Origin of the sequence: Flavobacterium notoginsengisoli (assembly GCF_042686225.1) — a bacterium.
In the GTDB taxonomy this organism is placed as follows: domain Bacteria; phylum Bacteroidota; class Bacteroidia; order Flavobacteriales; family Flavobacteriaceae; genus Flavobacterium; species Flavobacterium notoginsengisoli.
This window is the reverse complement of the sequence record NZ_JBHUOT010000003.1, coordinates 96,634-110,616: the sequence shown is the minus strand read 5'-3', so window position 1 is coordinate 110,616 and position 13,983 is coordinate 96,634. Positions and strand designations below refer to the sequence as shown.

Here is a 13,983-nt window from a genome sequence, read left to right as displayed (position 1 = left end):
CCTTTTTAAGCGTTCCAAAAAACTATGTCTCTATGTGTTTAAAAAATTAGTATACCATTTTTTAATTACAACGATATAGTTCAAAAACAGCCTTATAAGTGTATTTTTAACACCTATAAAAGTATCACAATAAAGACCAAAAGTGAACGATTTTACCCCTCATTTTTCAGCATTTTTCTCTAACTTAGCACTCTACATTTTGAAATGTAAGATTAAAATAAACTTTGTTTTGCTGCAAAACATTGAATGAAAAAGAATTACCATACTTTCTCTTACTTTTTGCTGCTAAAACATTTCTTCTAATAATTTAGTTAATTGAAAACTATGAGCAAATTTGATTTTGGAATTGTAGGTCTGGGTGTAATGGGCCGTAACTTACTTTTAAATATCGCCAGCCATAACTTTGCGGCTGCAGGTTTAGACTTAGACACAGAAAAAGTCAACTCTCTTCAACAAGAAGCCGACGCTAATCACACTATTGAAGCGACAACAGATGTAAAACATTTTGTAAGTCTAATTCAACAGCCAAGAGCAATTATGTTATTGGTTCCTGCGGGAAAACCAGTTGACAGCGCTATTGCAAGCTTACTGCCTCACTTAGACAAAGGAGACATTATAATCGACGGTGGAAACACTTTTTTTAAAGATACAGACAGAAGATTTTTAGAATTGTCTGAAAAAGGAATTCACTTCTTCGGAATGGGTATTTCAGGCGGTGAAAAAGGAGCTCGTTTCGGTCCTGCTATGATGCCGGGAGGCGATCAAAAAGCATACGAAAGATTACGTCCAATTTTTGAAGCAATTGCGGCAAAAGTGGAAGGTGAACCTTGCGTAGAATATCTTGGAAACGGTTCTGCCGGAAACTATGTAAAAATGGTTCATAACGGAATCGAATACGGAATTATGCAGTTGATTTCTGAAATTTATGACTTAATGAAAAGAGGTTATAATTTGGATGATACTACGATTCAGAAAACTTTTGAAGAATGGAATCAGACCGACGATTTAAGATCATACCTGATTGAAATTACTGGAAAAATCCTAAAACAAGAAGATACAGACGGAAGTCTTTTAATCAATAAAATTTCGGATTGGGCAAAATCAAAAGGAACAGGAAAATGGACTTCGCAAAACGCAATGGATTTGCAAGTTCCGGTTCCAACTATCGATGCTGCGGTTAACATGCGCGATATGTCTAAAACCAAACCGGAAAGAATTGAAGCTGCTCAAAAATTAGTTTGGGACTCTAATCCTGTTGATGTAAACACAAACGAAGCGATTGCAGCTTTAAAATCGGCTTTATACTTTTCTATTGTAGTTACATATGCACAGGGATTAGCTCAGCTTCACACGGCTTCTAAAGAATACAACTATGGATTAAATCTGGAAACTGTTGCTAAAATCTGGCGTGGCGGATGCATCATTCGTGCAACAATTTTAGAAGATTTCAGAAAGGCATATGTAGCAAAATCAGATTTACCAAACTTGCTTTTAGATTCTGGAATTGCTTCAAAACTAACCCAAAATCAAGCTGGAATGCGTGCTGTAATTCAGTTTGCTGTTCAAAAAGGAATTCCTGCTTCGGGATTAATGAATTCGCTGGCTTATTTTGATGCGTACAGATCTGCCAATCTGCCAACAAACTTAATTCAGGCACAACGTGATTTCTTCGGAGCGCATACCTACGAACGTATCGACACAGAAGGTGTTTTCCACACCCAATGGGCTGAATAACAAAACTAAAACAACACAACCACACACACAATGACTAAAAATAAAAAAATGAATCCAACGATTATTGTAATTTTTGGAGGAACCGGAGACTTAGCCAAAAGAAAGCTCTTTCCGGCTTTTCAAAATCTGTACCTCGACGACCGTATGTCTGAGAAGTTTCAGATTATTGCGCTTGGTAGAGCTCAAAAAAGCGACGAAGAATTCCGCAGTTATGTTTTAGAAAATCTAAATACTTTTTCCAGAAAAAAAGGGCTTTCGGATAAAGAAACAGAAAAATTTCTTTCACACATCACGTATCACAGTCTTGATATTGACAAAGAAGAATCATATATTGGCTTAAACGAAAAAATCAACAATTTTGATCTGGCTTTTGGCGAACGTGCCAATCGTCTTTTCTATCTTTCGATTACGCCTTCTTTTATCTCCACTATTTCGAGCAATATCAAAAAAATCGGCCTTGCAGCGAATGCAAAACAAGACCGTATTATTATTGAAAAACCATTTGGTTACGATAAAACTTCTGCAATTGAATTGAATGAAATGCTTTCGCAGACTTTCAAAGAAGAGCAGATTTATAGAATCGATCATTATTTAGGAAAAGAAACGGTTCAGAATATTTTGGCTTTCCGTTTTGGAAATTCAATGTTTGAACCTTTATGGAGTCGTAATTTTATTGATTTTGTTCAGATTACTGTAGCAGAAGAAGTCGGCGTTGAAGAACGAGGCGGATTCTATGAAGGTGTCGGTGCTTTAAAAGATATGATTCAGAACCATTTGTTTCAGATTTTATGTATGACAGCTATGGAAGCTCCTGCTTCATTAGCAGCAGACGACATTAGAAATCGTAAAGCAGATGTTTTAAAATCAATTCGCCGAATCAAACCTGAGGAAGTAGATCATTATATTGTAAGAGGTCAATACGATACAGGAGAAATTAACGGAAAACCAGTTCCGGGTTACCGTCAGGATAAAGGAATTGCACCGGATTCTAATACCGAAACCTATGTTGCGATGAAAATTTATCTGGACAACTGGAGATGGCAGGGAATTCCGTTTTACTTGCGTTCCGGAAAAAGAATGGAAGAAAAACAATCTTCTATTATTATCCAGTTCAAACCGGTTCCGCATTCTGCATTTTCTTACGGAAAAGAAGGAATGACTCCAAACCGTTTGATTATCAATATTCAGCCGGCAATGGACATTAAATTGCAGTTCATGACCAAAAAACCTGGTTTATCGATGTCTTTAAGACCAGCCGAAATGGTTTTTGATTATTTTGCCTGTTCAACTATGTCACCGGAAGCTTATGAAACCTTACTGGCAGATGCTTTGTTAGGCGATCCTACCCTATTTATGCGTTGGGATCAGGTAGAAGAAGCCTGGGATGCAATTGATACTATTCAGCAGGTATGGAAAACAACTGCACCAACCAATTTCCCAAATTACAAAGCGGGAAGCTGGGGACCGGAAGAAGCCGATGAATTATTGGCTCGTCAGGGACACAAATGGATTCCAAACACACAAAACGTTAAAAAAGAAGAAGAAGTTTTAAATGGTACAGATATACAATAATACAGACGAAATTAATACTAAAGCAGCAGATCTTTTTATAGAATCGGCTCAAAAAGCCATTGCAGTAAAAGGTAAATTCACAGCAGTTCTTACAGGAGGTTCTTCTCCGGCAGGAATCTACAAATTATTAGCTTCTAATGCTTACAAAAATAAAATCGACTGGAGCAAAGTTTTTATCTTTTGGGGAGACGAACGCTGGGTTCCGCTTAACGATGATTTGAGCAATGCTAAAATGTCTTATTCAACCTTATTAAGCCACGTTCCTATTCCGCAGGAAAACATTTTTGAAATGTATAAAGACGGTGTTACTCCTGAAGATTATGCAGCTGAATACGAAAAGTCAATCAGAACTGTTTTAGGCGAAGAAGGTAAATTTGACCTGATTTTACTAGGAATGGGAGACGACGGACATACGGCTTCTCTTTTCCCGGGCGAGGCAGTTTTAGAAGAACAAACCAAATGGGTTGATGCTTACTATTTAGCACCTCAGAAAATGTATCGTATTACGCTTACGGCTCCGTTAATCAATAAAGCTGAAAAAATTGTAGTCGTAGCTTTTGGAGAAAAGAAAATTAACGCTTTGAAAGAAGTTACAACAGGAGAATACAATCCGACTTTATATCCAATGCAACTGATTAAACCTGTTTCGGGTGAATTGTTGTTTTTGGTGGATAAAGTGGCTGCCGGAACAAACTAAAAAGTTTACAATATCTTATAAAAAAAGGTTATTCTCTATTTTCAGGAGAATAACCTTTTTTCTTATTATAAGAATATTTTATTTACTGCATTTATCGGTAATTACATCCTGAAGACTTGGATTATAAGCATTACCTTCTGCTTTAAAACTATATTGCAATCCCTTTATTAACAAGGCTTTTAAACCGCAAAAGCTCGTAAGCATTGTATTATTATATATATTAATACTTCCTTTAACAGACGTCAAATTTTGAAGGGCATCAAGATTAGTAATTTTGGTAGTTTCAGAAAGAGAAAAATTTCCATCGATACTGGCAAGTTTACTAAGTCCCTGCAGGTTTTCGATTGGATTATTAAGAATAGATAATGAAAGTGTTACAGTAGTCAGATTTTCTAAACCAGTTAAATCTTTTAAATTTTTATTGTTGTTGATATTTATAGAATTGGCACTTGTAATACCATTTAAACCTGTTAAACTAGTAATTGCAGTACCCGCAATCCTGATTGTCAAATTATTTGACTTTAGATTTTTTAAACCACTGATACTTGTGAGTGATCCTTCTGAATTATTGGTAATCTCTAATCCTTTTTCTATTGAAGTCAGGCTAATAAGACCATCCAGATTCATCAAAGCAGGATTTAATCTCAAATAAAGTGAACCTCCGATTGTTTTTAAACCTTTTAGCCCATCAACATTTTTTAGCTGAGTATTTCTTGCGATCAATACCTCTTGTCCAATAGACGAAAGTTTTTCCAGTCCGTTTAAATCTTTCAGAATTGGATTATCAGTTATTTCAACATTTTGGCTAATGGTTTCTAAACCACTTAATCCTTTAATTGTTTCCAGAATGTTATTTCTTTTAATATTCAAACTGAACACTACTTTTTTTAAACTTTCTAAACCTTCTAATGAAACTAATTTTTCGTTATCAGAAACATTTATACCTGCTCCAATTTCTTTTAAAGCACCTAATCCTTTTAAAGCCTGTAGTCCTTTGTTCTCTGTTATACTTAAAATACCGGTCATTACACTTAGTTTATTCAAACTCGATAAGTTTTGCAAAGCATCATTTCCCGAAATATACACGCTTCCTTTAATTTCCTGCAAATTATCCAGTCCCTTTAAATTTTGGATTTTGGCATTATCCGTAATTTCTAAATTACCGTCAGTAATCTCTGTCAGTCCGGTTAATCCATCAAGACTATTTAGAGCTGAGTTATTTATTATTAATAAGGATCTGACAGACCGAATATTTTTTAATCCGGATATATTAGTAATCTCATTACTTTGAGATTGAGTATTTCCAATAGTTAAATATCCTTTGATCTCTGTATATTTTTGTCCGACAAAAGCATCCACTTCAATTTGAGATTTGAGTACTATATTTCCGGTATAAGCTTTTTCAACAATCTCTTCCGGTTTTGGATCGTCGGTTGAACAACTAAAAGCAGTAATGGCAAGTAATAATAGTAGGATTTTCTTCATTTGTTTTTGGTTTAGTGGTTTTTGAGTTATAAATAAATACCTGTAATTGATTTTCAAATATATTTATTTTTTCCTACAAAAAATTAATTTTAACAATGCTGTTTGTCTCATAAAATAATACCATTTTAGGTAAATTAAAAAACAGACAGTTCAAACCAAAATCCAACATACACAACTGATAAACAAATACTTACAAAAACCTATTCCTTTTTTACTTAATTTTGTTTTTAATATACTCCTATTCAATTTCTTAGATTACACACCTTCATTTTGTTCTTCAAGGCTTTTATACTGATTATATAATTTCAAATCCATTTTGCAATGAAATATAATTACTCCCTAATGGCTGTTTTTTTTCTTTTGACTTGTTGTAAAGATAAAACCGCTGAACCCAAATCAGTTGATAAAGTAAATGCTGTAAAAAGCTGTTTTGTACCTCAAACGAATGATAAAGACTGGTACACACAAAACAAAAAAGCACCAAAATTTAAAGGTTGGGATGGTGTGATGTTTAAAATCTCTACCAATAATCCGGAAGTGCAGGAATATTTCAATCAGGGTTTAATGCTTGCATATGGCTTTAACCATGCCGAAGCAGCCAGATCTTTTTATGAAGCTACACGTTTAGATCCTAATTGTGCCATGGCATATTGGGGTTTTGCTTATGTTTTAGGCCCGAATTACAATGCCGGAATGGAAGAAGATAATTTCCAACGCGCTTATGATGCGGTTCAAAAAGCTAAAAAACTTTCTGCTAATTGTTCACCGAAAGAAAAAGCAATGATAGAGGCGTTAATGGTACGATACGCAGCTAAACCTCCTAGCGACAGAAAACCACTTGACATTGCTTATTCCGAAGCGATGAAAAAGGTTTATTTAAAATTCTCCTCAGATCCTGATATTGGGACACTTTATGCCGAATCATTAATGAATTTACATCCGTGGGATTTGTATGAAAAAGATACTGAAATACCAAAAAAATGGACTCCGGAAATACTCCGCGTTTTAAACGAATTGATCCGGAAGAATCCGAAACATCCCGGAGCACATCACTATTTAGTGCATGCTCTAGAAGCTTCTGCTCATCCTGAAAAAGCAATGCAAAGTGCTAAATTACTGGAAACTTTGGTTCCTGGGTCGGGTCATTTAATTCACATGCCTTCTCATATTTACATTCGTACAGGAGATTATCATGAAGGCTCGCTTTCCAACATTGAAGCGATCAGAATTGATAGTTTGTACACAACTGCCTGTCATGCACAGGGTGCTTATCCTCTCGCCTATTATCCTCACAATTATCATTTTTTAACGGCAACTGCAGCTTTAGAAGGGAACTCAAAATTAGCCTGGGAATCGGCACTTAAGATGCAGCAACATATATCGCCCAAAATTATGCGTGAAGCCGGATGGGGAACTTTACAGCATTATTATAGTATTCCGTATTACATAGCGGTAAAATTCTCTATGTGGGACAAGATTATGGCACTTCCGAAACCTGAAGATGATTTGATTTATCCAAAAGCAATCTGGCATTATGCTAAAGGAATGGCATATCTTGGGAAAAATGATTTAAGCAATGCCGAAAAACAACTGGCTTCACTCAATAAATTGGCGGAATATAAAGCTTTAAAAGAGATTACTATTTGGAATATCAATACCACTTATGACCTTGTTCAGATTGCATCTAATGTTCTTTCGGCCGGAATTGAAGCCAAAAAGAACAATTTTAATCAATCAATTGTTTTTTTAAATAAAGCTGTAGAAATCGAAGATCATCTAAATTATAACGAACCTCCTGACTGGTTTTTCTCTGTTAGACACTATTTGGGCACGGTGTTACTGAAAACGGGTAAATATAACGAAGCAGAAAAAGTCTATCTACAAGATTTGAAAACGCTCCCTAAAAACGGCTTTGCCTTAATCGGACTTTATAATACTTTAACACTTCAGAAAAAAGAAAAAGAGGCTTTCAAAATTAAAACGGCATTTGATAATTCCTGGAGATTTGCTGATATTATGATTATATCTTCTTCAAGTATTGTGGAATGAAATTTAAAAACCAATACAAAAAACCGTTTCTCCCTTATTCACAGGTGGTGTTCCAATTTTATACAAAATAACGCCAGTTGCCGGTGCTTTAATTTCTGTTAATAGCTGACCAAATTCATCTGAAATAAATCCGATTTTATCGCCTTTTTTAATGTAATCGCCGCTTTTTAGACTGCTGTGGAAAATTCCGTTATAATCTGATTTTACATATTCCTGATTATTTAAATAAACAGCTGAAGGATTTTTTACAGGAGTTTTATCTCTTGAATAAATCTCCATATAACTAAGCATATTGTAAACGGTATTTTTTATTAAATTAACCGATTTTACCTGAACATTTCCCAGTTTTCCTGCTTCGATACTTAAAGCTGTTTTTCCGTCCTGAGAAGCCTGTTTAAAAGCATATTTTGCTGGCTCTGTTTTGGCAATAGTGTAAGGATACGAAACAATATGATTGATTCCCGAAATCTCCGAAAGTTTACTGCTCAAAAGTGTTTTCTTTTCTTCTGAAGTGTTGTTGTAATAACAAACAAAGGGTAACAAGTCCTCATTGGCATCGCCTGCATGAATATCCAGAAAAACATCTGAAAACGGAATAATCTGTTTTGTTATATAATTGGCAATCTGCTCCGTAATACTTCCAGATTCAGAACCCGGAAAAGCATTATTTAGATTTTTTCCGTCAAGCGGATTTACAAATGGAGTTCTTTTATAAAATGAAGCTATATTCGCAATTGGAATCACAACTAAAGTTCCTTTTAGTTTTTGAGGATCTATTTCTTTAATTAACTCCTGAACGGCTGTTATTGGAGGATATTCGTAACCGTGTATTCCTGCAATTATGGTAAAAACCGGACCTTTTTCCTTCCCTGAAATAATAGTTAACGGAATATAATTGTAAGGTGGATCAGTTTTAAAATGAATTAATGTATCGGTTCGTTTACCAGTATTTTCTTTTAGTATTTTGTCCAGATTTTGACTGAAACCAATTATGGGTATAATCAGTAGTAATGGTATTGCAAAAAGTTTTAAGTTATTCACGTTTTATTCTTTTGTGACAGGAAGACTGAATCTTTCCTGTTCAATTTATTTTTGTAAACGCAAAGATACGGTATTAGCTAAAAAATCAGTTCTAATATCAAAATGACAATTAAATTAATCAGACCAAAGAAAAATAAACCGATAGAACTCCAATACAACTTAATATTACTGTAATCATTATAATATTCGGAAAGATTGTTTCTCTTTACTCCAACTTTAGGCTTTCCACTCTCTTTATATTTTCTGATATAAATAAAAGCGCCGATAGCCATCATAAATAGTGATATTATGATTATTTGTGTCATCAAATATTCGTTAAACATATTCAAAATAATAATTCTCTTACAGCTAATTCTCTACCAACTCAATATTCATTGTCTTTATCAAACCATCTTCAAAAGTATAAACATGTTTTACCAATCCGTCAAAGATTAAACTTCCTTGAAGATCTTTTACATTTTGCTGTACCAGAACTTCCAGACTTCCGTTGTCTCTTTCTACAAAACCAACAGGTTCAACTTTTGGATTAATTTCAGCCCATTGTCTGGTCCAGTATTGTCTGATTTCTTCATGACCGCTAATATAACCGCCTTCCCAGGCTTTCGACCATTGAACGTCTTCCTGCATAGTAGACAAACAATGATCGATATTTCGCTCATTAAAAGCATTATATGCCTTCCTAATTACTTCTTTATGCTGATTTAACATGATTTTATTCTTTACGTTTTTCTATTGAACTAAAGTAGAAATATTTCTTGTCAAAATAAATAGCCTTTAAAAATTAAAACCCTAAAAACCTAATAGCGCGTATTTCCAATCCATGCCCGTTCCAATTATCAAATCTTATTTATTCTCACAATTTTTTCTCTCACTTTGTAGATACACTTTATGGGCACGGAAAAAATTTCCGCGCTATCGTTGTCTACATATCTGAGCGATTGATTTTTCTGCATCTTATTTAAAAATAATTGGTATTTTTTGAGTTTCAATTTCTCCTTTAAAAATCTCAATATTATTCTCCTTATAATTAGACATAATATCTTTGGGTATAATTTTCTCTATATCATCTTTTAACTTGTACTTCAAACGAAATGTATATTTTTTTTTAGGATTTAATTTAAAGTAAACCGGTCTTCTTATATTTTCATCTTTATCCTCAACCATAAATGGAAGAGGTAAAGACACATGAAAAATGTAACTTTCTTTAGGAGAAATAATCATCTCTTGATTATGAAAATTCAAATTTTCGTTTTTTATATTATAACCGTTTTTTCGCAACAAAAACTCTTTTTCATGTTGTTCATAAAAATTCTGCTCAATCAAGCTACCCAATTTACAAGTATATGAAGGGTCAATTAATGGCCGATTTTTTTGAAGCAAATTACCTTTTTCGTCTTCAATTAGTATCTCAAAATTATAGATATCAGACAATTTTAGATCTTTAATGTAAAGGAGATATTTCTTATCTGTATTATTTGATAATTGAAATTTTACAACATTAGTAAAAAGATACTTTTCATTTTCGTTATTAAACTTACAATGATCGTAAAAAGCATTTATTGTATCAATAGAAAATCCTTTACTAAGAATTTCTTTGTTTATTAATTTAAGTTCTAGCTTACTTTCTTGACAAGACACTAGCATACTAAGAAATATTATGATCAGAATACCTTTTTTCATTCTATTTATCTTTGGATATTATTAAAAAACATAGGATAACTTCGTATACTAAAATTATTAAATCCCGATTGATTTGCCATTCCCTTGTATAAATTATAGTAATGTGAATGATCACCATTGCTAAAAACATTATTGTCCAAGTAGTACATCATTTCATAGGCTCTTGTTTCAGTTATTGCCCTTGATTTAGAACCCCAAGCTGATTTCTTCTTTTTTATATTCTTTATCAATGAACTGTTTGCTCCACACGAAAGGATTCTTGCGGGAGCGAAGGGTAATTCATTTTAGCAAACTTTAACTCAAACTTTCCATCTTTAAAACCAAGCCGTTTTAATGCAATCGCTTTTTGTATACTGTTAAATTTCAAAATATCAAATTCTGTCATTGTACCAGAATGTAGTGACTCAATGAATATTAATCCTTTTTCCTTATTAATAAATAAGTAACAATCAGTTCTATAATCTTTTTCATTCTCATAATAATATTTACCAATCTCAAAATTTGAATTGTTTATTTTTAGAACTTTAGAATCTATTTCTTTTAAAAGTACACCCAGATAATACATTTTATTATTTTTCCAAATTTTTAAAGAATCATTTTTCTTTTGTGTTTTATAAACAAATAACATAAAATCATTTGTTTTTTTTGTTATAACATTTTGCTTAAATAGGTTGACTGACTCATTCTGAAAGTTAAAATTTCGAGTCATAATTTGATAATCTTCAATAACTAATTCACTGTTTTGCTTACAAGATGAAACCAATAAAAGAGTATAAAAAAATATAAGTCTTAATTTTTGCATATTAATTTATGTTAAGTTTATTTAATGCACTTTGTAATCCACTTGTAAAGAGAGTACTTCCTGGCTGATAAAATGATACTCCAAATTGTCTGGCAAAAGAATATGCATAAACCTCATCTATTGCAATAGCTTTGCCCCAATTACGTCCCATCTGTTCATATCTAATTGCAAAACCTCCAGAGTATCTACTATATGCATGACCTAATTCGTGAATAATACTATTACCTAATGCTTTCCAAGAAGAAAAAGCGGCTTTATAAACATTTATGAATCCCCCGTTAGAACCAGTATAATTTTCACCTCGAACATTTGCTGGCGTAGTATATAAAGCAGTATCACCATATGTACCTGTACCTCCTTCACTTAATCCTGATACTGTATCAACAAAATTAACATCTGGGTTTCCTGAATTACTAGCAATAGTACTAAAAGTATCTAATCCCATAATAACATCAATTGCTTCTTGTCCAGCTATCGGTTTACCTTTTAAACTCCTAATTTCTCTTTCATATTTTTTTGTTAACTTATTATTTCCTCTAATTTTATGCATAAAATGATTCAGCCCACTAACAACAAGACCTGTAACCGCTCCCTGCCAGAAATTACCGCCTGTAAGTTGTGCACCAACACCACCGGAAACAGTACCAAAAGCAATCATCCCTACATCTGAATTCGCAAATCTGCCAGCTCCATGATAATTACTGTTTTCTCCTCCACCACTCCATGCACTAGCTGCAATACTACTCAAAGCTCCAGCAGCAAAGCCACTCCAAAACTTGCCTCCTGAAATCGCAGTCATACTACCTTGGAAAGTGCCATGTGCCAAGGCTCCAACAGCCGTCCTTACATAAAAGTTACCAATGGTTCCAACTGCACTACCAATACCAAAAGTTACGGCAGAGCTGGCGGCCCCTATAAAAGTAGCTTTTGCAAGTCCTCCCAGTGTAAAAGGAACATCAGCAAGTACGGCGGTAAGAGTGTAAGTTAATGCTGCTATAGCAACTCCAATACCAACTGCAATCCCTAATTCATAAGCTTCTCCAGTCGGATCTGTGTATTTTAAAGGGTTATTAAGAACGTATGCATAACGGTTGTAATTTTGGGTATTATCGGGTTGCTGTACAAAATTGTCCGGCTGTAAGAAACGATGCAGTAAAGGATCGTAAATCCTTCCGTTCATATTTATTAATCCAACACTTTGTAAGTGCTCGTGACCTGTATAGCCTCTATCCAAAAGCCATGAACCTTGCGCTATAGCCTGACCACTTCCATTTTGTACTTTTAATGCCAATCCCCAGGCATCAAACAAACGTTTTTCGAGAACTGTCCCGTTATTATCGGTAATCGCTAAAATACTGCCCTGATAATCACGATGTAAATATAAAAAATTCTGTGTGTTACCATCGCTTTTTAGTATGACAGGAGCAGTATATCCATCTCCACCAATATAAGTAATAAATTCTACAGCACCGGTTGTGAGGTTTTGTTTTACTTCCATAGAACCATCTGCCGAATAATATTTGCGCAAAGGGCGCAAGTGTATGTTTGTATCCAGACTACCATAAAACATCATCGAACGATTATTATCCTGATTGTATGCAAAATGAATTTTATCGATACCCGTTTCTTCTATTTCATAAGGTGCTTTAAAGGCATTGTATTGAATATTTTGGTTAAATCTATTCGTGTAATATGCTAAATAATCATCTTGAATGGTAATTGCCGTGTTTTGGTATTTTTTGTTGGTGTCACCATATTGATAAGTTCCTGTTTGGTTTGCGGTAATACGTCCTTTATTGTCATACTGTTGTGCTACTGTATACTTTTTGGTAGCCGTTACATTGTCAAGTAAAAAGACATTCATTGCAGAATTGGTCGTTTTTTCAATTTTTAAATTAACCATTCCGTTTTGAACTACTGTATGCGAAATATTAATCGTGCCACTTGCAGCATTTGTTGTCTTTAAATATTTGGTCGCTGCTCCCGTTGTCTGGTTTACCTCTTCTATATAAACATTTAATATATCTGCACCAACAGCTCTAACGATACTTAAATTTAAGAAAACTTGATTTCCTGTTCTGGCACCCGTTATCAGTTCTTTCTTTACACCTGAATCCTGGGCTGCACCCACTACAGACAAAGTACCTCCTGATGAACTAACTGTTGAACCTCCAACAGAAACATAACCTTCTGTATCGGTCGTATCAAAACTATTTTTCAGGAATGAATCGGTTATACTATTGCTAATCAAGCGATCTAAATTATCATAAGAAAACGTTTCGCTCCATCCATATAATGAATTGGAACGACTGTTTAAATTACCACGTTTAGGCTCAAAATCATTTGTTAAAGTCAGGATGTTTATTGGAGAAGACCCCGTTTTATCAAATCTATTATGAGTTACGTAACCATATTGATCATAACTGTTAGATATACCTATTCCGTTTCCTAAACTGGCAGTAAGTAACTGTCCTCTTTCATTGAATGAATTGGCCTGCCAAAGTATTTGTGCGGTTGATACGTCGATAATTTGCCAATGATAACCATTTTGGTAGGTGTTACGGGTAGTACGAGCACTGCTTTTACCTCCTGCACTAGCACTTTTCGTCTCGGTATCCAATCTTCCAAGATTATCATAAGAGCAGGAACTAACAAAGGTAGCATACGAATTAGATTCTGTTTTAGTGGTTAATCGATGGTAGTTATCATAAGAAAAAGTATTAGTAGTGGTTGTATTATTTTCCTGAGCATTCACAAAAGTGGTTGACGTAACTAAATTTGTAGCCATATCATAAGAATAAGTTAGTGTACTATTAGTATAATCACCTAATTCTTTTTTCTCTAATAATCTTCCTGTGTTATCATATGTGTATGTTGTCGTACCTTTAGGTGTTGTTTGCTGCAACATTTGCCCAAAAGCATC

The 13,983-nt window shown here is 34.0% G+C and carries 11 protein-coding genes; 4 read left to right on the top strand and 7 right to left on the bottom strand.

Features of this window, described 5'->3' with window-relative positions:
* Window positions 1-324 precede the first annotated feature (324 nt).
* The 3 genes from gndA to pgl are packed head-to-tail and all read left to right on the top strand — an operon-like array spanning window position 325 to window position 4,003.
* On the top strand, window positions 325-1,734 hold the full coding sequence (gene gndA / locus ACFS3A_RS08470; protein ID WP_379824948.1) for an NADP-dependent phosphogluconate dehydrogenase: 1,410 nt from the start codon (window positions 325-327) through the stop codon (window positions 1,732-1,734).
* 30 nt (window positions 1,735-1,764) lie between these two features.
* Window positions 1,765-3,306 (top strand): glucose-6-phosphate dehydrogenase, encoded by a 1,542-nt coding sequence (gene zwf, locus ACFS3A_RS08465; RefSeq protein ID WP_379824947.1) that lies wholly within the window; start codon window positions 1,765-1,767, stop codon window positions 3,304-3,306.
* Window positions 3,287-4,003, top strand: coding sequence for a 6-phosphogluconolactonase (pgl, locus tag ACFS3A_RS08460; RefSeq protein ID WP_379824946.1), 717 nt, complete (start codon window positions 3,287-3,289; stop codon window positions 4,001-4,003). Before zwf ends, pgl begins: the two co-directional genes overlap by 20 nt.
* A gap of 78 nt (window positions 4,004-4,081) precedes the next feature.
* On the opposite strand, the gene ACFS3A_RS08455 is transcribed toward pgl, so the two are convergent.
* Window positions 4,082-5,488 carry a hypothetical protein gene (locus tag ACFS3A_RS08455; RefSeq protein WP_379824945.1) on the bottom strand — a complete coding sequence of 469 codons (1,407 nt, stop codon included), beginning with the start codon at window positions 5,486-5,488 and terminating at the stop codon, window positions 4,082-4,084.
* Window positions 5,489-5,809: 321 nt separating this feature from the next.
* Between ACFS3A_RS08455 and ACFS3A_RS08450 the strand changes: the two genes are divergently transcribed.
* On the top strand, window positions 5,810-7,537 hold the full coding sequence (locus ACFS3A_RS08450; RefSeq protein WP_379824944.1) for a hypothetical protein: 1,728 nt from the start codon (window positions 5,810-5,812) through the stop codon (window positions 7,535-7,537).
* A gap of 3 nt (window positions 7,538-7,540) precedes the next feature.
* On the opposite strand, the gene ACFS3A_RS08445 is transcribed toward ACFS3A_RS08450, so the two are convergent.
* From ACFS3A_RS08445 to ACFS3A_RS08420, 6 genes are all read right to left on the bottom strand, one after another.
* Complete coding sequence (locus ACFS3A_RS08445; protein ID WP_379824942.1) at window positions 7,541-8,578, bottom strand: succinylglutamate desuccinylase/aspartoacylase family protein; 1,038 nt, start codon at window positions 8,576-8,578, stop codon at window positions 7,541-7,543.
* Window positions 8,579-8,655: 77 nt separating this feature from the next.
* Complete coding sequence (locus tag ACFS3A_RS08440) at window positions 8,656-8,883, bottom strand: hypothetical protein (RefSeq protein ID WP_379824941.1); 228 nt, start codon at window positions 8,881-8,883, stop codon at window positions 8,656-8,658.
* Between the two features lie 43 nt (window positions 8,884-8,926).
* A complete protein-coding gene (locus ACFS3A_RS08435) occupies window positions 8,927-9,286 on the bottom strand; it encodes a nuclear transport factor 2 family protein (RefSeq protein WP_379824940.1) in 360 nt (119 codons plus the stop codon).
* A gap of 246 nt (window positions 9,287-9,532) precedes the next feature.
* The gene (locus ACFS3A_RS08430) at window positions 9,533-10,258 is read right to left on the bottom strand and encodes a hypothetical protein (protein ID WP_379824939.1); all 726 of its coding nucleotides are present in this window, start codon (window positions 10,256-10,258) and stop codon (window positions 9,533-9,535) included.
* A 226-nt stretch (window positions 10,259-10,484) separates the two neighbouring features.
* The gene (locus ACFS3A_RS08425; RefSeq protein WP_379824938.1) at window positions 10,485-11,060 is read right to left on the bottom strand and encodes a hypothetical protein; all 576 of its coding nucleotides are present in this window, start codon (window positions 11,058-11,060) and stop codon (window positions 10,485-10,487) included.
* Window position 11,061: 1 nt separating this feature from the next.
* The gene (locus tag ACFS3A_RS08420; protein WP_449267443.1) at window positions 11,062-13,965 is read right to left on the bottom strand and encodes an RHS repeat-associated core domain-containing protein; all 2,904 of its coding nucleotides are present in this window, start codon (window positions 13,963-13,965) and stop codon (window positions 11,062-11,064) included.
* Window positions 13,966-13,983: the final 18 nt, after the last annotated feature.

Coding starts and splice junctions, on each gene's coding strand:
- ACFS3A_RS08435 (WP_379824940.1), bottom strand. CDS start 9,286: ATGTTAAATCAGCATAAAGAAGTAATTAGGAAGGCATATAATGCTTTT.
- pgl (WP_379824946.1), top strand. CDS start 3,287: ATGGTACAGATATACAATAATACAGACGAAATTAATACTAAAGCAGCA.
- ACFS3A_RS08440 (WP_379824941.1), bottom strand. CDS start 8,883: ATGACACAAATAATCATAATATCACTATTTATGATGGCTATCGGCGCT.
- gndA (WP_379824948.1), top strand. CDS start 325: ATGAGCAAATTTGATTTTGGAATTGTAGGTCTGGGTGTAATGGGCCGT.
- zwf (WP_379824947.1), top strand. CDS start 1,765: ATGACTAAAAATAAAAAAATGAATCCAACGATTATTGTAATTTTTGGA.
- ACFS3A_RS08430 (WP_379824939.1), bottom strand. CDS start 10,258: ATGAAAAAAGGTATTCTGATCATAATATTTCTTAGTATGCTAGTGTCT.
- ACFS3A_RS08455 (WP_379824945.1), bottom strand. CDS start 5,488: ATGAAGAAAATCCTACTATTATTACTTGCCATTACTGCTTTTAGTTGT.
- ACFS3A_RS08450 (WP_379824944.1), top strand. CDS start 5,810: ATGAAATATAATTACTCCCTAATGGCTGTTTTTTTTCTTTTGACTTGT.
- ACFS3A_RS08425 (WP_379824938.1), bottom strand. CDS start 11,060: ATGCAAAAATTAAGACTTATATTTTTTTATACTCTTTTATTGGTTTCA.